Here is a 20,737-nt window from a genome sequence, read left to right on the forward strand (position 1 = left end):
TGTCGCTGGCGACGCCAGCCCGACTTTTCTTACCGGCTATTTTCGTGACAATCATCACAATATTCCACCACGTTTTTTATCCCTGTCTCATCCCGGCCTGCGCCATGGTCGTGACTGGCAGCGATGTCATGACTGACAGATAACCCATTGTGTGCCAGTGCGCCACAATTCGGTTTTTTCCCTATGGACGTTGCGCTACCATGGCCGCCACGTTGTTTTTGACAGAATTATATGGATATCTGATGCGTCGCCTGGTTGCTATTCTCCCGCTGTTGTTGGCGCTGTCCGCCTGCAGCAATAAATCCGCTGAGCCCGCTGGGGCTGAAATTATCGGTACTCCCCCTTCCACGGCCCCTTCCGGTGGTTTTCTGTTATCTCCCGGCCATTCTGGTGGCCTGCTGACTAACGGCGATTTTGCCAACAGCCCGGACGTGGACCGCTTTGTGGACAAGATGGTGCGGCAGTATGGCTTCGAGCGCCAGCAGTTGCATGATGTGCTGGCACAAGCGCAGCGGCTGGACTGGGTGATAAGACTCATGGACAAGCAGGCACCCGCGCCGTCCACCGCCACCCCATCCAACATTCCCAATGGCTCCTGGTTGCGTTACCGCAAGCAGTTCATCACCCCGGATAACGTGCAAAACGGTGTCGCATTCTGGAACCAGTATCAGGACGCACTGGCACGCGCCCAACAGGTTTACGGTGTGCCGCCGGAGATCATCGTCGGTATTATCGGGGTAGAAACCCGCTGGGGCCGGGTGATGGGTAAAACCCGCATTCTGGATGCGCTGGCGACGTTGTCCTTCGCTTACCCACGCCGCGCTGAGTACTTCCAAAGCGAGCTGGAGTACTTTCTGCTGATGGCGCGGGAAGACGGCTTTGACCCGTTATCGCTGCGTGGTTCGTTTGCCGGGGCGATGGGCTACGGTCAGTTCATGCCATCGGCGTTCAAGAAATATGCGGTGGATTTCAACGGCGACGGCATCGCCAACTTGTGGGACCCGGTGGATGCCATCGGCAGCGTCGCCAACTACTTCAAATCAAACGGCTGGCAACCGAACCAACAGGTCGCCATACCCGCCAGCGGTCAGACGTTCTCGCTGGAAACCGGCTTTAAAACCCGTTATTCCCTGTCAACGCTGGCAGCAGCCGGGCTACGTCCGACCGCGTCACTGGGTGGCTATCAGGAAGCCAGTCTGCTGCGTCTCGATATGGGGAGCTACTACCAGTTCTGGTACGGTCTGCCGAACTTCTACGCGATTACCCGTTACAACCACAGCGTGCACTACGCGATGGCGGTATGGCAGTTAGGAGAAGAAGTCAGAAAAGCACGGCAGGGGTATTAAACCGGAGTCAAACTGCTGACAAACCCTTTAAGTACAGGGTGAACGGGTTTTCCAGCGTCAAAAACTGTGCTGAGGTGGGCGACTTCGCCGGGTGAGCCGCATGGACGCGGCGAAAGCCCGTGCCGCTCCGGGAGAGCGTCACGGGCGGCCCGAACAGCGAAGGCGAACGCCGAAGGAACCGCGAAGCGGCATAGTTTAGCCCTCAAGCCAGTGGTCAAGGAGAGGCGGCGTTTGAGCCTCTCCTTGTCGTGCGTGCGATGAAATGGCAAAGAAACTATACCGTTTATCCCGCACGAAACCATTCACCGCCCAGGCAGACGTCACCGTTCACGAGACAACATGGCGGTTTGGGCTGCCAGCCCGGTTTGATCTGTACGATAAAAAGCCTCATACATCATCTCACCCGCTGTGTTTTGCGGCATATTCCGCGCTGTTCACCCACTGGTGATCCTGCTCCCAGCTAAAGCGCCACTGGCGCACCGGCCCGGCCATCACGTTGAGATAGTAGCTGTCGTAGCCCGCCAGCGTCGCTACCGGGTGGTAACCACGCGGCACCATCACCACATCCCGGTCGTACACCGCCATGCACTCGTCCAGCGAGCGATCCTCGGTATACACCCGTTGCAGACAGAACCCCTGCGGCGGGTTGAGCCGGTGATAGTAAGTCTCTTCCAGATACGTTTCCTGCGGCGGATTATCGACATCATGTTTGTGGCTGGGGTAAGAGCTGGTACAGCCTTCGTCGGTGTAAACCTCAACCACCAGCAGACTGTCCGCCGCTTTGTCCTCCGGCAAAATGTTGTGCACGAAGCGGCGGTTGCGCCCGGCGCCACGCGCTTCGGCACCGATATCCTGTGGCGCAATCAAGCGGGTAGGATGGTTCCCGGTGCCCGGCGCGGCACAGACCGCCAGTTCCAGCGGTGTGTCGGCTATCACCGTTACCGTTTCCCCCGGCGTGACGTACACCGCCCAGGGTTTCTTGCGCTCGAATGGGTTCATGCGTTCGCCGATATGTTCAAAGCGCGACTGCGGTGTTATCACCGTCGCCCGGCCGCCAACCAGCACCAGACAACGCTCCTGCGCCACCGCAGGCAGTGACAGCGTTGCTCCAGTCGATAGCTGGTAAACCTCAAATCCGACATGACGCCACCCCGCGCGAGCCGGGATAATCTGTTGGATACACCCTTGCTCATCCGGCGCATGATAACGAGACAGTAATTCAGACATGACCCACCTCCTGGCTGCAACCGTCAGATCAAACCGGCATCGCGGGCGAAGCGCTGCAGGTTATTGAATCCCAACGTCGCGTACGTCAGCGGATGCGCCACTGCCGGGTCCTGTTCGGCTTCCACCACCAGCCAGCCCTGATAATCCTGCGCTTTTAGCAGTTGGAACAGCGACGGGTAATCGACACAGCCGTCACCCGGCACGGTGAACACCCCACTGAGTACCGCATCCAGAAAACTGGTTTTGCGGTTTTTCACGTCTTTGAGCACCTCGGGGCGGATATCTTTGCAATGCACGTGGTTGATGCGCACCGCCCAGCGTTGCGCCACCGCCAGCGGGTCGGCACCGGCAAAGGTGAGATGGCCGGTATCCAGCAGCAACCCGACCTCCGGCCCGGTATGGGTCATCAACTGGTCTACGTCGTCAGCGGTTTCAATTACCGTCCCCATATGGTGGTGATAGGCGATTTGTACCCCCTGCTGTTGGGTATAACGGGCGAATTCGCTGAGCTTCTCACCGTACTCCTGCCAGCGCGCCGCTGGGAAACGCGGACGTAAATGCACCGGTGTGCCTTGCTCGCCGTGAATCGCACCGGTCACCTCAGCGAACACCAGTACGGTAGCGCCTAATTCCCGCAGCAGGTTGAGGTGGTCTTGTACGGCAGCGATTTCCTCTGCTACCGAGCGGGTCAGCAGTTGGCCGGAATACCAGCCAGAGACCAGACGCAGCCCATGCTGTTGCAGAATCGGCCCCAGCACGCTGGACTGACGCGGAAACTTGTTGCCCAGTTCAAACCCGGCGAAACCGGCCTCACGCCCCTCGCTCAGACAAGTTTCCAGCGGGGTTTCCGCGCCCAGCGATGGCAGGTCGTCATTGGTCCAGGTCAGCGGATTAATACCCAGTTGAACGCTCATTTCGATTCCCTCTGCTCAGAATTAATGGAGTTAGCCGCGCTGACGCCACAGGGCGATCAGGTGCAAGTAGTTATCTTTGATGTCGGCGATCAACTGCTGATCGTCGATGTCACCACGCAGCCATTGCTGCGCCGGTTGGGCAAACAGTGTTCGTCCCACCGCAAAGCCTTTCACTACCGATTGACCCGCGGCGGCGTTGAACCCCTGACGTAACGTCTCGATCGGCGCATCCAACCCGAGGATCACCACACCACGGCAATAGGGGTCGCGCTCGGCCAGTAACGCTTCCAGCCGTTGCCAGCCGCTAGCCGACAGCGGCGGTAGCTTCCACCAGTCCGGCCGGACGCCAAGGTTGTAAAACCGCTGAATCGCCCGCAGGTACAAGTCATCGCTACGCGGCATATCGGCAGGGAGGATCACCTCCAGCAACAGTTCATGACCCGACTGGCAACAGGCACGATAGACCTCACTCACCTGCCGCTCCTGCGCCAGCCGTAACGGGCTGTCGTCTTCCGGGTGGAAGAACACCAGACATTTCACCACCTGCTCCAGCGGCCAGCTCACCAGTTGCGACCCAATGTTGCCGTGCTCCAATGCCAGCGGCCGTGAACCCGGCAGTTCGATTGGACGACCGATCCACCAGCCTTGTCCGGTAATGGTATTCAGCGCGTCCTGCCCGAAGGTGCCATCGCACAGTAATCCGGCTTTGCCGGGGGCTAATCCGGCTCTGCCGGGGGCTAATCCTGCTCTGCCAGGTGTTAATCCAGCTCTGCCGGGCGACCCGGTAAGACCCAGCAACCCGGCCTGCTCCGCTGCCTGCTGGCTGGCGTTGAGAATCAACTGTTTAAGCAGCGGGATCCGGCTGCGCTCAGCACCGCACGCCAGCGCCATCTCTTCCAGTTGGATGCGGTGATCGAAGGCGATCACGCACAGCTCCTCCCAGTGCTGCCGACGGGTGGTGACGCGATGCAGGTGGTTCAGTTCCGGGTCCAGGTCTGGCCTTGGCACCGCATGCGCCCGCGCCAGATAGTTATCCAGTTCGATGCGGCTCGGCATCGCCGGGGCGCAGCCGTGGCGTGATACCACCAGCGCACCGCAGGCATTGGCGTAAGCACAGGCTTTTTCCCAGCCTTCTCCGCTCAAATAACCACGCAACAGACCAGACATGAACGCATCGCCCGCCCCCAGCACATTGAGCACGTCAACGCGCACACCTTGCACAGTAATGCCGTCATCCAGCGACGCCGGAATAGCGCCGGTGAATACCGAACAGCCCAGTGGGCCACGCTTACACACCAGTTCCGCTGCGGTGTGCGCCCGCACCTGCCGCAACGCCTGCAGGGTATCGGTACTACCACCGGCAATATGAAACTCCTCTTCAGTGCCAACAATCAGGTCAAACAGGTTCAGTACCTGTTGCAACTGTGCCGTCACCGCCGCAGATTCGATAAAACGGGTTTCGCCGTCGCCTAACGAGGTCAATCCCCACAGCACCGGCCGGTAATCGATATCCAGCACCGTTTTCACACCGTGGCGACGGGCGTAACGCAATGCGGTTAATACCGCCTCGCGGGTATTGGGATGCGACAAGTGGGTGCCGGTGATCGCCAGACAACGCGATGAAGCGATGTATTCTTCGCTGACGTCTTCCGGCGTGATGGCCATATCGGCGCAGTTATCGCGATAAAAAATCAGCGGAAAGGTTTCCCGGTCTTTGATACCGAGCAGTACCAGCGCCGTCAGCCGCGTCGGGTCGGTAATCAAATGGCTGGTGTCGCAACCGACCTGCTGTAGCTCCTCACGCAGAAAGCGCCCCATGTGTTCATCGCCGACCCGCGCCAGCATGGACGAGCGCAGCCCCTGCCGGGCGGTACCGTAGGCGACATTACCGGAAGAGCCGCCCAGATATTTGGCGAAGCTGCCCATGTCTTCGAGACGTGCGCCGATCTGCTGACCGTACAGGTCCACCGCCACCCGCCCCATGCAAATCACATCAAACTGCTTTTGCGTAGTCATTACGTCCATTCCTGTCAGCCAAAAAGGGAAATCGACAACACGTCGGCCCGACGGTTATCCCACTTATTCCACTTATCCCACCTCATGTACCGCCACCCAGCGCGCAGCCTGATGCGACAACACAATCGCGTCCAACACCCGGGAGACTCGCCAGCCCTCTTCAAAATCGGGCCACAGTGGCTGGTCAGCGGCGATGCCGTCGATAAGATCGCGTACCTCGACGGTTTTCTGATCGTTAAAGCCGATACCATGCCCGGCGCTGGCGCAAAACGCGGCATATTCCGGGTGCTGCGGCCCAATCAACAAGGTTTGGAACCCCTGCCGATTTACCGGGTCGTCATGCCGATAGAGCTTCAGTTCCGCCATCCGCTCCTGGGTAAAACTGATGGCACCACGGGTGCCGGTAACGACATAACTCAGCCCCATTTTGCGGCCACAGGCCACCCGCGAGGCTTCGATCACCCCGCGTGCACCGCTGGCGAAACGCACCATGGCATGGGCCTGATCTTCGTTTTCCACCGTGACTCGATCCGCACTCCCGGCACTCACCGGCCGCTGCGGCACCACCGTGTGCAAATCGCCGCACACCTCAGCAATCTCGCCCACCAGGTAGTGCGCCATATTGACGATGTGCGCGCCCACATCGCCCAGTGCACCCAACCCGGCGGTGTGCCGGAAGCAGTGCCAGTCCGCCGGTTTGTTCGGGTCGGCCAGATAGTCTTCGTTGTGGGTGCCGTAGAAATGGGTCACCTCGCCGATTTCACCGCGGGCGATAATCTCTTTCGCCAGTTGTGCCGCCGGGTTTTTCATGTAGTTAAACCCGACCAGCGTTTTCACCCCAGCCTGACGGGCGGCATCCACCATCTCGCGTGCTTCGGCGGCATTCAGCGCCAGCGGTTTTTCCGAATAGACGTGTTTGCCGTGGCGAATCGCCGCCATCGCCATGGTCTGGTGCAAAAAGTTAGGCGCGCAGATATCCACCACGTCGATAGCCGGGTCGGCCACCAGTTCCTGCCAGTCACCGGTGAAGCGGGCAAACCCCATCTCACGCGCGCGTTGCTCTGCCAGCGCTGGCGAGACTTCCGCCAGCATTTCACGCACCAGTTGTCCTTTAAGGGGATACACCACCGGTGCCTGCGCATAAGCGATAGCATGAGCGCGGCCGATGTAACCGGTGCCGATAAGGCCGATTCGAACCTGTTTCATGACTGTCGCTCCCACTGTCAGAGTGCACCGCGTCGGCTTTTGGCGTAGGTATCGAACGCCACCGCCAGCACGATAATCAGCCCGGTGATGATCTGCTGGTAGTAGGCCGAGACATTCATCAGCACCAGCCCGTTAATCAGGATCCCCATAATGACGGAACCGATAATGGTGCCGCTGATACGCCCGTAACCACCCATCAGCGAGGTACCGCCAATCACCACCGACGCAATCACCCGCAGTTCGAACGAGATACCGGCCACCGCTTCGGCACTACCTAAGCGCGCGCTGAGAATAAAACCGGCCAGCCCCGCCAGCGCGCCGATCACCACGTAGACGCTGACCAGTACCCGCTGCACGTTAACCCCGGCCAGTCGTGCCGCTTCGGTATTACCGCCGATGGCGTACACGAAGCGTCCCCAGCGGGTTTTATGCAGCGCCAGCCAGCCTATCAGCGCTACCAATGCGAAGATCCAGATAGGGATGGATATCCCTAGCAGTTCGCCACGGCCCCACCAACGGTAGCCAGGGTCAAACCCGGCGATAGGCGCACCGTCGTTGATGACCAGCGTCAGACCACGCCAGATGGTCATGCCGCCCAGCGTGACGATGAACGGTGACAACCGCAGGCGGGTGACCCCCAGGCCGTGCAAAAAACCGATGATCGTGCCCATCGCCAGACAGATGCCAATCCCCACCAGCCAGCTCATACCGCCCCAGGCTTGTGCATCAACCGTGGTGAAGTTATCGCCTTTGATCACATAAGCGGCGGTCATGGCGCACACCGCCAGAATCGAGCCGACCGACAGATCGATGCCTGCCGTCAGGATCACGAAGGTCATCCCCACCGCCATGATGCCGTAGATAGACACCTCGGTAAGAATGTTGGTGATGTTGCGTTCTGTCAGGAAGTTGCTGTTCTGCGACTGAAAAAAGATCAGCAGCAGGATCATGAAAATCAACACGCCGAAACGCTCGAAGAAGGCGATCGGGTCGATGCGTCCCCGGCCGTTGGTCGGCGTCGGCAATTTAATGCGCGATAAAGGTTGTTGCATACTCATAGACTCTCCGTTATGCGGCCTGTTGTGCGTCATGGCAGATGGCCATCAGGGTCATCAGCCGCTCTTCCGTAGCGTCATCGCCGTGCAGTTCGCCGGTCATCCGGCCTTCGCTCAACGTGATGATGCGATCAGAAATCGCCATCACCTCTGGCAGGTCGGAAGAAATCACGATCACCGCCACGCCGCGTTTTGCCATATCGAACAGCACCTGATGCACTTCGGACTTGGTGCCGACATCGATGCCGCGCGTCGGCTCATCGACAATCAACACCCGGGGGTTGAGCGCCATACAGCGCGCCAGAATCACTTTCTGCTGGTTGCCGCCAGAGAGCTTGCGCACCTCCTGCTCGCTGTCCACCATCTTGATGCGCAACGCCTGCCGGTAAGATTCAATCAGGTCGTCCTCACGGCGGGTATCGACGAAGTAGCGCCAGCGCAACAGTGACGACAGGCTGGAAAGCGACAGGTTATTGCGGATAGACAGCCCCAGCACGGCACCCTCTTTTTTGCGATCTTCCGGTACCAGCGCGATGCCTTGATCCAGCGCGTGCAGCGGATCGACCGGGTGATAAGGCTGGCCGTCGAGCCAGAACTCGCCAGAGGTAAACGGGTCAGCGCCGAACAGGCAGCGCGCCACCTCGGTACGCCCGGCTCCCACCAGCCCGGCGATCCCCAGGATCTCGCCCTCGTGCACCTGAAAACCGATGTTATCGAGCGCGATACCGTGCGGGTCGAGCGGTGGTTTTTCCCGGCACAGCCCTTTCACGGCCAGCCGCACCGGCTTGTCCTGATGATGGGTTTCTGATGGCGGACGACGGGTAAACACCACATCGCGCCCGACCATCATGCGGATGATGCCCGCCACATCGATGTCGGCCACATTGCCGGAACCGGTGTAACGGCCGTCCTGCAAGACGGTGAAGCGATCGCACAGTTGAAACACCTCATGCAGCCGGTGCGTGACATAAATCACGCTGACACCGCGTGCTTTGAGTTCACGGACCACCCGGTGCAGGCTCTCGACCTCGCTGTCGCTCAGCGCGGCGGAGGGTTCATCCATCACAATCAAGCGGGCATTCAGCGTCAGTGCACGGGCGATTTCCACCATCTGTTGCTGCGCCACGCTCAGCCGCGCTACTTGTGTGGTCGGCGATATGTTCAGTTGCAGGTACTCCAGTACCGTGCGGGCTTCCTGATTGACCGCCTGCGCATCGACAAACAGCCGGTTGCGCTGTAATTCACGGCCGAGAAATAGGTTTTCCGCCACCGTCATGTTGGGCAGCAGATTGAATTCCTGATAGATGGTGACGATACCGCGGTTTTGCCGTGCTACCGGCGAATCCTGCGGTGACAACAACTCACCGTTGAAGCGGATATCGCCGCTGGTCTGGGGTTGCGCCCCGGCCAGTGCCTTGAGCAGGGTGGATTTTCCCGCGCCGTTCTCACCCAGCAACGCGTGGATTTCCCCCGGTAACACCGTCAGTTGCACTTTGTTCAGCGCCCAGACGCCGGAGAAATTCTTGGCCAGATCGGTAATAGCCAGTAAGGGTTCAGTCATGGGATAGCCCTCCTTCATCACCGGCCTCCCGGCCGGTGAGTGAGTGGTGTGTCCGCTTATTTGCCCGCTTCGCCGATACGTTCTGCATCGTTCAGGTTGTCTTTGGTGATCATGGTCGGTGGGTAGTCCGCTCCGGTGATCGCCGACTTGGTGCGAATATTGTTGGTCAACTGCGTCATCGCTTGCGTGACTGCATAGCCGGGGCGCTGATCAGCGGTCACCGCCATCCAGCCATCACGCACGCGCGCCAGCGCTTCCGGTACGGCGTCAAAACCGGTCACCATGACATCACCCGGCTTCAGCCCCTGGCTTTGCAGCGCTTCAATCGCCCCCAGCGCCATATCGTCGTTAGCCGACAAAATCACCTGTGGCCGTTTGGGCAGCGATGGCAGCACGCTTTCCACAATGCGCATCCCTTCAGAACGCATCCAGTTGCCGGTCTGATCCACCACCAGACGGTACTTACTGCCACCCGCTTTCAGACTGTCGCGGATACCCTGCGTACGTTCGATGTTAGATGACGACCCCGGCTGACCGGTCAGCAACACGATGTCGGCACCGTTCGGAAAACGCGCTTTGACGAAATCGGCAATCGCCTGACCACCTTTGTAGTTATTCGCGCCGAAATGCGGCACTTTCTTGTCGGTCTTCACCGAGCGGTCCAGAGTCACCACCGGCAGTTTGGCGTCCTGAATTTCCGTTACCGCACCGGACACCGCGTTGACATCATTCGGTGACACGATAAAACCCTGGGCTCCGCGAGTGATGGCGTTTTCCAGATCGGCCACCTGTTTCGGGGAACTGCCCTGGCTATCCAACACCTGCAGGTTCACGCCCAGCTCTTTAGCGGCCTTGACCGCAGTACGCTGCATGTGCACTTCAAAAGGCATCGCCAGGTTGGGGGTACTGAATACAATCTGTTCGTTCTGTGCCTGCGCCAGACCGGACGACATCGTGAAGGCCATCGCGGCGGCCAGGATGGTTATCTTTTTCATGGTGTTGTCTCTGCATCAGTTAGTTGGGTGTAAAGGTAAGGTCATGTTGTTATTGATGTCGTGATGCCAGGGTCTGATGCCATGCCAGACCCTGTAGTTGTGTGTCAGAGCGAAACCGCACGCCCTGTCGCCAGCGACTCCAGCGCTTTGTCGGCCAGATACAGCGCCCGCTCACCGTCAACGCCGCTGCACTCAGGCCGGGTACGCCCGTGCAACACCTCAACGAAATGACGCCATTCTGCCGCGTAGGCGTCGCGGTAACGCTGCAGGAAAAAGTGTTCCGGTTTGGCGGCAAGGCACCCGGCATCGCCCCAGTGTTCCACCTGGTTTTCGCGGATATTGCCCGCGCTCAACACGCCGAGTTCGCCGTGCAGTTCCAGCCGCTGGTCGTAGCCATAACCGGAGCGGCGACTGTTCACGATGGTCGCCATCGCACCGGAGGCAAATTTGAACACCACAAACGCGGTATCAATGTCGCCAGCCGCACCGATAGCCGGGTCGACCAGATTGCTGCCTTGTGCAAAGACCGAGACCGGCTCTTCGCCCATGATGAAACGCACCATGTCGAAATCGTGGATGGTCATATCGCGGAACATGCCGCCTGACACACGCACATACTCGGCAGGCGGCGGTGAAGGGTCACGGGAGATAATCATCAGTGATTCCGGCTTGCCGATACGCCCTTCACCTGCCAGCGTCTTCACCCGACGAAATTGCGGGTCGTAGCGACGGTTAAACCCGACGAACAATGGCACCTGCTGTTGCTCCACCACGTTCAGGCAGTCGCGTACCCGTGCGATATCCAGATGCACCGGTTTTTCACAGAATATGGCTTTGCCGTGGCGGGCGGCCAGCTCAATCAGGTCAGCATGGGTGTCGGTGGCGGAGGCAATCAGCACCGCGTGTACCGCCGGGTCGGCCATCGCCTCATCGATGGTTTGCAAACGTGCCTGATACTTATCAGACAACGCCTGCGCGTTAGCCGGGTTGGGATCCACCACCGAGTAGAGACAGGTTTCCCGATGTTCGGCGATGTTGACGGCGTGAACCTGGCCAATGCGGCCGGCACCCAGTAAAGCGATGTTAAACATGGCTACTCCCTCGATACCCTGGGGTATCACTGGTTGGTTGTAGGGGTCAGGGTCTGTTCTGCTTGTTAGCGTAAAGACAATAAAACGTTTATTTCAATTTCAGTAAAACTGGAAATTATGTTTTTGCGTGCCAGCTAACATTTTGGTGACATATGAGCAAAATAGTGTTAGCAAAATCACGAAACCACCGTCATGTCGTCAGCGTATTGCAGGGCAGGAAAAAACCCAGTGAAGGCAGGGGATTAGTGCGTCAGAATAGCCGACTCACTGGCAGTGGAGAGCTGCGCGATGCATGTAGCTCCCTTGCCAACCTCATCGCTACAGGGTTCGGTTCGTCAGACTGAAATGAAATAAATATTTCAACAGATACCGTTGTGGCAGAAAAGCGAGAGCGTTGTTACCAGAGGGGTTCAATCAGGTGCTGGATAATGCACCGCAACGGGTTTATACCGGCCTGACGAACCGCAAGCCACAAGAACCGATGAGCCAGGTGGCTTATTTTTATCACCCAACAACGAATGGCCTATCTTATTATTTTTGTCACGGCAGGCAGCATAGGTAATAGATTATTATTACGTGACACACATGTACCGCCATGGCATCTATTAAAAAAACAAAAGGAAGTTCTTAATGGGTGTACCACAAACAAAACCCGAACTGTTGTCAGCAATTGATAATAATTTTAATAAATTAATCAATTACCTCAACGCCATTCCACCAGAATTGACTTCAGATAAAACGATGGATGGTCATGCACAAGGCACGAAGATCAGCGTCAGCGATCTTGTTTCGTATTTATTAGGATGGAATACGCTGGTTGTAAAATGGATTACTCATGATGCAACCGGTCAGCCTATCGACTTTCCAGAAACAGGTTACTCGTGGAACCAGCTTGGTCTTTTGGCCCAGAAATTTTACATTGATTACAAAGAATTAAATTACCATTTATTAATAAACCACCTCCAGTCGGTAAAGGATGAAATCGTGGAACTTATTAATCAACGTACTGATGAAGATCTGTATGGGAATGCGTGGTATGGCAAATGGACCATGGGCAGAATGATTTCACTGAACACATCATCCCCCTATGCCAATGCAAACGGAAGATTAAGGAAATGGGCCAAAGCGAATAATCTTAGGCTACAGTAAATTCATCGCTCATCGTCCTCGTTTATAATCATCCTAGTTTAAGGATAATAAGCCATGGCTACTGGGATATCGAGATGCCCATTCCGGTTCAGTGCCTAAAAATAAGCAGAATACCCAACCCGTTGGGACAAGCCCGACAACACTGTTCTCTGGATTGTCGGACTTATGCCTGATTGCTTGCCACGTCTCTATCGCCGCCTTAATAGCGGCAGTGCATCACTCTGCCGTCGACGAGAAACATTGTCGACGATAAACATTGCAGAACACCGCCGCCTAAAAGCCTTGTCAGTAACCGGGGGCTAATACTGTCTGGCTTTCTTACGCTGCAAGTGCACCTCACGCGCGGCGGCTTCAATCGCCGGGTTGTCCGCGACTTGCGCGGTGCCGGTGTTCCACCAGGCGTCGTAGCCGTGGGTCATGGTTTTCGGCAGCACCTTAATATCCAGCAGACAAGGGCCGGGGTGTGCCTGCGCTTCGCGCACCGCCTGTAACAACGACGCCTCATCACGCACCGTCCACGCCCGACAACCGTAACTCTCGGCGTTGCGGGCGAAGTCTACCGTGACCAACGGGCCAGTCAGCTTGCCGCTGCCCTGATCACGCCGCCGGTTCTCGGTGCAAAAACTGCCCATCCCCTGACTCATTTGCAGGTTGTTGATGCAGCCGAACCCGGCATTGTCGAACAGCAGCACGGTGACCTTGATGCCTTCTTGCACCGCGGTTTGCAGCTCACTGTGCAGCATCAAATACGACCCGTCCCCCACCATGGCGTACACCGGCTGCTGTGGTGCAGCCAACCGCGCCCCCACCGCCGCCGCGATTTCATACCCCATGCAGGAGTAGCCGTACTCCAGGTGATAGCTGTCCGGGGTTTTCACCTGCCATAACCGTTGCAGGTCACCGGGCAGCGACCCGGCCGCGCCCACCACGATAGCGTTATCTTCCAACGCGTCGTTGAGCAACCCCAGCACCCGGGTTTGTGTCAGACGGGTCCCCAGGGTTTCGCGGTACTCCGCCAGTTGTGCCTCCAGATGCCCGGCGATTTCCAACGCCTGCCCGTCGTCGTCGCGCCGCTCAAACAACCGCTGGCGCTCCTGCTGCCAGTCGCTGCGCGCCTGCGCTATCTCCTCACCCCAGCCACTGCGATAGCCCTGCGTCGCCAGTGCCTGCGTCAGTTGCGTCAGCCCCTCACGGGCATCAGCCACCAGCGCGGTAGCATCCAGCTTGAACGCGTCGAATTCCGCCACATTGAGCAGCAAAAACTCGACCTCCGAGTGCGTAAACAGCGATTTGGAGGCGGTGGTGAAATCGGTCAGACGGGTGCCGACGCCAATCACCAGATCCGCCTGCGCCGCCAGCCGGTTGGCAGCCTGCCCGCCGGTGACGCCGATGCCGCCCACATTCAGCGGATGCGACGAGACCACCGCGCCCTTGCCCGCCTGAGTTTCGCCAAACGGCAGGTTGAAACGTTCCGCAAACTGGCAAAATGCCTCATGCGCACCGGCGTAGCGTACCCCGCCGCCGCAGATCAACAGCGGGCGACGTTTACGCGCCAGCAACGCCGCCGCCTGCGCCAGCCGGGTGGTATCTGGCGGGCGGCGCTCCAGATGGTGCACCCGCCGCTGGAAGAACGACCGCGGGTAATCCCAGGCTTCCGCCTGCACATCCTGCGGCAGACACAGCGTTACCGTACCGGTATCCGCCGGGTCGGTCAGCACCCGCATGGCGTTGACAAGCGCGCTCATCAGTTGCTCCGGGCGGCTGATACGATCCCAGTAGCGCGACACCGGCCGCAGGCAATCATTGGTGCTGATGGTGGCATCGTGATACTGCTCAATTTGCTGCAACACCGGGTCGGGCTGGCGGCTGGCGAACAGATCCCCCGGCAGCAGCAATAGCGGAATCCGGTTGGCCGTCGCGGTGGCGGCCGCCGTCACCAGATTAGCCGCCCCCGGCCCCACCGAGGTAGTCACCGCGTACACCCGCCGCCGCCGGTGCTGTTTGGCAAAGCCCGCCGCGATGTGCGCCATGCCCTGCTCATTACAGCCCTGGTGTACCTGCAGGTGTCCGGCGTCCTGCTCCAGCGCCTGCCCGATACCCAGCACGTTACCGTGCCCAAAAATGGTCATCACCCCGGCAAACAACGGTGTTTCCTCACCGTCAACGTCAAGGTATTGCTGATTGAGAAACCGGACCAGCGCCTGCGCCATGGTCATTTTCAACGTGTCCATCGTTTTGCTCCCGCAAATCAGGTGGAATTACTCCAGCGTCGGCATCACAAAGCTGCTGGCGTGCTGTTCCAGACGCACGCTGGCAGGCCAACGACTGGTGACGGTTTTCATTCGGGTATAGAAACGCACGCCGTCGTTACCGTGTACATTGAGCGGACCAAAAATGGACCGTTTCCAACCGCCAAAACTGTGGAACGCCATCGGCACCGGGATCGGTACGTTGATCCCGACCATCCCTGCCTGCACCTCTTCACTAAACTGGCGGGCGGTTTCGCCGTCGCGGGTAAAGATCGCCGTGCCATTGCCGTATTCATGCTGGTTAATCAGGGTCAGCGCGGTGTGGTAATCAGGTACACGCACCACCGACAGCACCGGGCCGAAAATCTCTTCCCGGTAGATCTGCATGTCTGGCATGACATGGTCAAACAGCGTTGGGCCGACGAAATAGCCCTGCTCATGCCCCGGAACACGAAGCCCGCGGCCATCGACGCGCAACGTCGCGCCCTGATCGACGCCGCTTTGAATATAACCGCTAATCTTGTCGCGATGTGGGCCTGAAATCACCGGCCCCATGTCGTTTTCTTTGCCGTCCACCAGACCGGGGCCGACACGCATGGCGGCAATCTGCGTTTCCAACCGACTGCACAACGCTTCGGCGGTGTCATCACCTACCGCGACTACCACCGACAGCGCCATGCAGCGCTCGCCCGCGGCGCCAAATGCCGCACCGAGGATCGCGCTGGCCGCCATGTCCATGTCGGCATCCGGCATCAAAATGCAGTGGTTTTTAGCGCCGCCCAGCGCCTGACAACGTTTACCGTGCGCCGATGCGGTGCGATAGATGTACTCTGCCACCGGTGTCGAGCCGACAAAGCTCACCGCCTGAACGCGTGGGTCGGTCAACAGCACGTCGACCGCTTCTTTATCGCCCTGCACGACATTGAATACGCCGTCCGGCAGGCCCGCTTCTTTCAGCAGTGTTGCCAACATCAGCGACAGCGACGGATCTTTCTCCGAAGGCTTGAGGACAAAGGTGTTACCGGTAGCCAGTGCAATCGGGAACATCCACATCGGCACCATCGCCGGGAAATTGAATGGCGTGATCCCCACGCACACCCCGAGCGGCTGCATCAGCGAATGGCTGTCCACGCCGGTACCAACGTTGGCGGAATGCTCGCCTTTTTGCAGATGCGGAATACCACACGCAAATTCCACCACTTCCAGCCCACGGGTCAATTCGCCCACGGCATCAGAGTAGACTTTGCCATGTTCTTCGGAAATCTGCCGTGCCAGCGTACTCAGATTCTCTTCCAGCAACGCTTTGAAACGAAACAGGATGCGGGCACGACGCAACGGAGAATGCTTCGCCCAGTCAGGGAAAGCCGCGGCGGCTACGCTGATGGCGTGTTTTGCCTCGTCGGCGCTACTCAGCGCCACCTGACGAATCGCTTCGCCGGTCGCAGGATTAAATACCGGTGCGGTGCGCCCGCTATGACTGGGCGCAATCTCGCCATGAATGAAATTGGATACGGTTTCCATGGTTACACCTCTGCAGGATTTAGGGTGACAGATGGCTAATACCGCTTTACTGTATATGAAATAAAAATTCCATTTTAATAAGAAATAAAACAAATGTTGATTATTGTGATCCAGGATAGATTTTCTGGTAAACGGCAGGTAACCGGCATTTAACCGCGTTATTCAGCGAATTCATTCGCTCATGACGTGCGGGAAAACTGAATTATTCATTCTATTTTTCGTCGAAAAAATAACAAATCGGTTTGAAATGCCGGTTCAACTCACTAGAATCGGATCAACAGCATCCCGCCGGGATGACGGAGAAGACGATTATGGCGATGGCGACCAGCCTGAGAGAATTACAGGAGCAGATCCGCGCACGGTACGATTCCCTGAGCAAGCGTTTGCAGCAGGTGGCGCGTTATGTGCTGGACAATACCAACAGTGTAGCGTTCGACACCGTCGCGGTGATCGCCGAGCAGGCAGACGTGCCCCCTTCTACGTTGATCCGTTTCGCCAACGCGTTCGATTTCAGCGGGTTCAATGAAATGAAACAGCTGTTTCGCATGAATCTGGTGGAAGAAACCGCCAGCTATACCGACCGGGCGCGCTTATTTCGCGAGATGGAAGACCGGGTGCCAGAACGCCCGCAGGATATTTTGCATGAATTCGCCCGTTCCAACGCACAGGCGATGCAACAACTGGCCGCCCGCACCCAGCCAGACGATCTGGAAAAAGCGGTCGACCTGTTGGCACAGGCTGACACTATCTACATCGTCGGGCTGCGGCGTTCATTCAGCGTCGCCACCTACCTCTGCTACGCCCTGAGTCATCTGGAAAGCCGTCCGGTGCTGGTTAACGGATTGGGTGGGATGTTTCGCGAACAGCTATGCCGTCTGAGCGACAAAGACATCGTGGTCTCCATCAGCTTCTCGCCTTACGCGCAGGAAACCGTGATGGTCAGTGAAATGGCCGCCAACGCCGGTGCGCGCCAGATAGTGATCACCGACAGCCAACTCAGCCCGCTGGCTACCCTGAGCGACCTGTGCTTCGTGGTAAAAGAAGCGCAGGTCGATGCCTTTCGCTCCCAGTCCGCCACGTTGTGTCTGGTGCAATCGCTCATGGTGTCGCTGGCGTACCGTCAGGGCAACAGCCTGCGTCAACGTGAAGAAGGGCAAAAAAGTGCCTGATCGGCACCGACGAGAGAAATTTCAGCCGGGTCGCCCTCCCGGCAGTCAGGTTCATCATCCCTGGTTGACGCTCTCATACCTCACGCCGCTACTGCCACAAACGCGATGAAATCGGGTTCGCCCCCTTATCTTTTACGCCCTTTCTTTCATATGGGTTAATTCTGCATCACCACTGAAAAAGACAGCACCCAGTTACCTGAAAAAAGTCCCGCCTCGCGGTATGAAGTGATACTCTTGCACCCACAGATCAAGACGTTTGACTTAGAGCCTATCCCATTAGGTACCAGACAGTTCAATGATCCTAATAACAGAAAACGATCCCATAACGGAAAGAGTGATATGAGTAAAATTCGGGTTGGCGTGGTTTTTGGTGGTAAATCCTCTGAGCACGAAGTGTCACTGCAGTCCGCAAAAAATATTGTGGATGCCATTGATAAAACGCGATTCGATGTGGTGTTACTGGGCATCGACAAGCAAGGGGAATGGCACGTCAACGACGCCTCCAACTACCTGCTCAACGCCGATAATCCAGCGTTGATCGCCCTGAACCGTTCCAGTCAGAACGTGGCGCTGATCCCAGGACAAACCCACCATCAGTTGATCGATACAGCCAGCGCCAGCGCGTTGTCGCAGATTGACGTTATTTTCCCCATCGTTCACGGTACGCTGGGCGAAGACGGCTCATTGCAGGGCTTGCTGCGCATGGCGAATATCCCGTTTGTCGGCAGCAGCGTGCTGGGCTCCGCCGTCAGTATGGATAAAGACGTCACCAAGCGTCTGTTGCGCGACGCTGGATTGCAGGTTGCTCCGTTCGTCACCCTGACCCGTGCCAACCGCGCCCGCCACCCTTACGACAGTGTGACCGCCGAGCTCGGTTTGCCGCTGTTCGTCAAACCCGCCAATCAGGGGTCGTCCGTCGGCGTCAGCAAGGTGCGCAATCAGGCGGAATTCGATCATGCTGTCGAGCTGGCGTTCCGTTATGACCATAAAGTGTTGGTGGAATCGGCGATTGTCGGACGGGAAATTGAATGTGCGGTGCTGGGTAATGACTACCCGAAAGCCAGTGTCTGCGGCGAAATCGTGTTGCATGACGAATTCTATTCCTACGACACCAAGTACATCAACGAAGACGGTGCCGCGGTGGCTATCCCAGCGGTAATGGACGATGACGTACACCAGCATATTCGCGACATCGCCTTGCGGGCGTTCCAGGCATTAGAGTGTCAGGGCATGGCGCGGGTAGACGTCTTCCTGACACCGGACCAGCAGGTTGTCGTCAACGAGGTCAACACCCTGCCCGGCTTCACTAACATCAGTATGTATCCCAAACTGTGGGAAGCCAGCGGCCTTGGCTATACCAGCCTGATCACGCAACTGATCGAACTGGCGCTGGAGCGCTACGCGCAAGACAGTAACCTGCAAAGCTCGGTACACGCCTGACGCTAACGCTCCGGTACGCGCACGACGCCTGCCGGAGCCTGTTCACTCAGATACGACTCAGGGCGGTAAAAGCCTCGGCCGTCATGGATGGCTGAAAGTCGATCACCTCGTAATTTGCTACCGCCTGAAACGGATCCTGTTTAAGAAACGCGTCCAGCTCTTCTCGTGCGACACTTTTGGCCAGAATAACACCGCCAGTACGCGGATTTTTACGCCCGGAAGCCACAAACAGGCCTTGTTCATATCCTCGCTTCAACCAGGTTACATGCCGTTCCAACAAGGTTTCCACATCATCCAGCGGCGCATGGTATGTCAGACTGATGATATACATGGTTACTCTTCTCTTTGTTATTAATCGGTATTCGGCCAGTGCCCTTGCTGCAACACCACCCGGTAACCGTCAGGATCACGGAAAGTTTTTCCCTGCCGCTCCCAATAAGGATTAAACGACGCCACCACGCTGAAGCCGGCCTGCACCATACGATCGCAGGCCTCTCGCCAGCGTTCATGGTCAGGCATGTACAGCACCAGTAAATCGTCTTCCGTCGGTGCAGGCATGACAGGATGAGTATGACAAAAGGTAAACTCAAGGTGCCAGGCCAGCCCCTGTTGTCCCAGCATAACACCACTAAAGCCATCGTGTTGCGCAAACGAGCCGAGTTTCTGCAACCCCATGCCGTCACAGTACATTCGCTCACTTCGTTGCAGGTCCGTTACTGGCCGGGCCAGGCGTAATGTAGTCATGCGTCACTCCTTTTCTGTTGATGGCAAAGACAGTGATATCACGAATCCCCACTATAGGCCATGCTGCTTATTCCCCTTTTTTATCATGGTATTATATGAAATAGTACGTCGATGACGGGTTACCTGAGAGCACGTGATGCCCACACATTGCACGCCGTTGTTTACCATCCGGCCAGAGGCCGTTGATCAGCCGGACATTCTGACGCTGTTGGAAAAACTGGATGCTTATCAATCGACGCTGTATCCGCCAGAGTGCTGCCACTTTACCGATTTGCGCACACTGGCCGCTGACGAACTGATTTTTCTGGTGATCCGCCACCGTGACGGGCACGCGGTAGGTTGCGGCGCTATCGTGCTGCGTCAACCGGGAGAAGGTGAGATGAAACGCATTTATGTCGAGCCAACCTATCGTGGCAGCGGCGCGGCGGATCAGTTACTGCGTCAGTTGGAAAAACAGGCCTCTCTGGCAGGGTGTCAGGTCATCCGCCTCGAAACCGGCATCCATCAGCCACAAGCTATCCGGCTCTACCAACGTCATGGTTATCACCTGCGCGGCCCGTTTTTTCCTTACGGCGACGATCCGCTTAGCGTGTATATGGAAAAAAAGCTGGGTACGTGATCTGAAAAAGCGATTGCGGATCCTGCAATAAAAGCTGTATATTTAGCCAGTATTTTTCATGGAGATGCGGCTGATGTATGTAGAGCTGGTGTACGATAAGAGAAACGTGAGCGGATTACCCAACGCGGCAGAGCAGATAAAAAACGAACTCACCAAACGGATCCACAAGGTGTTTCCTGATGCGGAAATCAAGATAAAACCGATGCAGGCCAATGCCATCAATTCCAATGCCAGCAAACAGGAAAAATCCACCATTAACCGGATCATCGAAGATATGTTCAATGAAGCCGATGAATGGCTGGTGCAGGAATAACGACTGTCTATCCAATAACTACTATCGATCCAATAGCTACAATCGATCCAATAACCACTATCTATCCCATGCCGACGGGGGCTTCTGACACCCTTCGGCATGGACAAAAAGCAATGCAGTGC

Annotated in this window: 18 protein-coding genes; 6 read left to right on the forward strand and 12 right to left on the reverse strand. The window is 57.4% G+C overall.

What is annotated here, in order from left to right:
• Positions 1–242: 242 nt before the first annotated feature.
• Positions 243–1,346, forward strand: a complete 1,104-nt coding sequence (gene mltB, locus LF929_RS17025) for a lytic murein transglycosylase B (protein ID WP_038909477.1) — start codon at positions 243–245, stop codon at positions 1,344–1,346.
• A 399-nt stretch (positions 1,347–1,745) separates the two neighbouring features.
• Here mltB and iolB read toward each other — a convergent pair whose 3' ends face one another.
• From iolB to iolG, 8 genes are all read right to left on the reverse strand, one after another.
• Positions 1,746–2,573 carry a 5-deoxy-glucuronate isomerase gene (gene iolB / locus LF929_RS17030; protein WP_210174870.1) on the reverse strand — a complete coding sequence of 276 codons (828 nt, stop codon included), beginning with the start codon at positions 2,571–2,573 and terminating at the stop codon, positions 1,746–1,748.
• 23 nt (positions 2,574–2,596) lie between these two features.
• Positions 2,597–3,487 carry a myo-inosose-2 dehydratase gene (iolE, locus tag LF929_RS17035; RefSeq protein WP_038907113.1) on the reverse strand — a complete coding sequence of 297 codons (891 nt, stop codon included), beginning with the start codon at positions 3,485–3,487 and terminating at the stop codon, positions 2,597–2,599.
• A gap of 30 nt (positions 3,488–3,517) precedes the next feature.
• Positions 3,518–5,503 carry a 5-dehydro-2-deoxygluconokinase gene (gene iolC / locus LF929_RS17040; RefSeq protein ID WP_226093434.1) on the reverse strand — a complete coding sequence of 662 codons (1,986 nt, stop codon included), beginning with the start codon at positions 5,501–5,503 and terminating at the stop codon, positions 3,518–3,520.
• Between the two features lie 72 nt (positions 5,504–5,575).
• A complete protein-coding gene (locus LF929_RS17045; RefSeq protein ID WP_226093433.1) occupies positions 5,576–6,709 on the reverse strand; it encodes a Gfo/Idh/MocA family protein in 1,134 nt (377 codons plus the stop codon).
• 17 nt (positions 6,710–6,726) lie between these two features.
• Positions 6,727–7,761, reverse strand: a complete 1,035-nt coding sequence (locus LF929_RS17050) for an ABC transporter permease (RefSeq protein WP_029456630.1) — start codon at positions 7,759–7,761, stop codon at positions 6,727–6,729.
• 16 nt (positions 7,762–7,777) lie between these two features.
• Complete coding sequence (locus tag LF929_RS17055; RefSeq protein WP_038903394.1) at positions 7,778–9,325, reverse strand: sugar ABC transporter ATP-binding protein; 1,548 nt, start codon at positions 9,323–9,325, stop codon at positions 7,778–7,780.
• 56 nt (positions 9,326–9,381) lie between these two features.
• Positions 9,382–10,320 (reverse strand): substrate-binding domain-containing protein, encoded by a 939-nt coding sequence (locus tag LF929_RS17060; RefSeq protein ID WP_226093432.1) that lies wholly within the window; start codon positions 10,318–10,320, stop codon positions 9,382–9,384.
• A gap of 104 nt (positions 10,321–10,424) precedes the next feature.
• Complete coding sequence (iolG, locus tag LF929_RS17065) at positions 10,425–11,411, reverse strand: inositol 2-dehydrogenase (protein ID WP_029456631.1); 987 nt, start codon at positions 11,409–11,411, stop codon at positions 10,425–10,427.
• A 630-nt stretch (positions 11,412–12,041) separates the two neighbouring features.
• Here iolG and LF929_RS17070 point away from each other — a divergent pair.
• Positions 12,042–12,560: a ClbS/DfsB family four-helix bundle protein gene (locus tag LF929_RS17070; RefSeq protein ID WP_038907109.1), complete on the forward strand. Its 519-nt coding sequence runs from the start codon at positions 12,042–12,044 to the stop codon at positions 12,558–12,560.
• A 299-nt stretch (positions 12,561–12,859) separates the two neighbouring features.
• On the opposite strand, the gene iolD is transcribed toward LF929_RS17070, so the two are convergent.
• The gene (gene iolD, locus LF929_RS17075; RefSeq protein WP_226093431.1) at positions 12,860–14,791 is read right to left on the reverse strand and encodes a 3D-(3,5/4)-trihydroxycyclohexane-1,2-dione acylhydrolase (decyclizing); all 1,932 of its coding nucleotides are present in this window, start codon (positions 14,789–14,791) and stop codon (positions 12,860–12,862) included.
• 27 nt (positions 14,792–14,818) lie between these two features.
• Positions 14,819–16,330, reverse strand: coding sequence for a CoA-acylating methylmalonate-semialdehyde dehydrogenase (locus LF929_RS17080; protein WP_016943671.1), 1,512 nt, complete (start codon positions 16,328–16,330; stop codon positions 14,819–14,821).
• Positions 16,331–16,641: 311 nt separating this feature from the next.
• Between LF929_RS17080 and LF929_RS17085 the strand changes: the two genes are divergently transcribed.
• Both LF929_RS17085 and ddlA read left to right on the forward strand, forming a co-directional pair.
• Positions 16,642–17,499 (forward strand): MurR/RpiR family transcriptional regulator, encoded by an 858-nt coding sequence (locus LF929_RS17085; RefSeq protein WP_012883443.1) that lies wholly within the window; start codon positions 16,642–16,644, stop codon positions 17,497–17,499.
• Between the two features lie 339 nt (positions 17,500–17,838).
• Positions 17,839–18,939: a D-alanine--D-alanine ligase gene (gene ddlA, locus LF929_RS17090; RefSeq protein ID WP_226093430.1), complete on the forward strand. Its 1,101-nt coding sequence runs from the start codon at positions 17,839–17,841 to the stop codon at positions 18,937–18,939.
• Between the two features lie 46 nt (positions 18,940–18,985).
• Here the strand turns inward: ddlA and LF929_RS17095 are convergent, their stop codons facing one another.
• Entirely contained in the window at positions 18,986–19,270 is a 285-nt protein-coding gene (locus LF929_RS17095; protein WP_016943674.1) for a YciI family protein, read from the reverse strand.
• A 20-nt stretch (positions 19,271–19,290) separates the two neighbouring features.
• Positions 19,291–19,683, reverse strand: a complete 393-nt coding sequence (locus LF929_RS17100) for a VOC family protein (RefSeq protein ID WP_210174863.1) — start codon at positions 19,681–19,683, stop codon at positions 19,291–19,293.
• Between the two features lie 136 nt (positions 19,684–19,819).
• On the opposite strand from LF929_RS17100, the gene LF929_RS17105 reads away from it, so the two are divergent.
• Both LF929_RS17105 and LF929_RS17110 read left to right on the forward strand, forming a co-directional pair.
• The gene (locus LF929_RS17105) at positions 19,820–20,302 is read left to right on the forward strand and encodes a GNAT family N-acetyltransferase (RefSeq protein ID WP_080646374.1); all 483 of its coding nucleotides are present in this window, start codon (positions 19,820–19,822) and stop codon (positions 20,300–20,302) included.
• A gap of 73 nt (positions 20,303–20,375) precedes the next feature.
• Positions 20,376–20,615 carry a DinI family protein gene (locus LF929_RS17110; RefSeq protein ID WP_210174862.1) on the forward strand — a complete coding sequence of 80 codons (240 nt, stop codon included), beginning with the start codon at positions 20,376–20,378 and terminating at the stop codon, positions 20,613–20,615.
• Positions 20,616–20,737: the final 122 nt, after the last annotated feature.

The sequence above is a fragment of the Dickeya oryzae genome, from assembly GCF_020406815.2.
GTDB classification, from domain to species: Bacteria; Pseudomonadota; Gammaproteobacteria; order Enterobacterales; family Enterobacteriaceae; genus Dickeya; species Dickeya oryzae.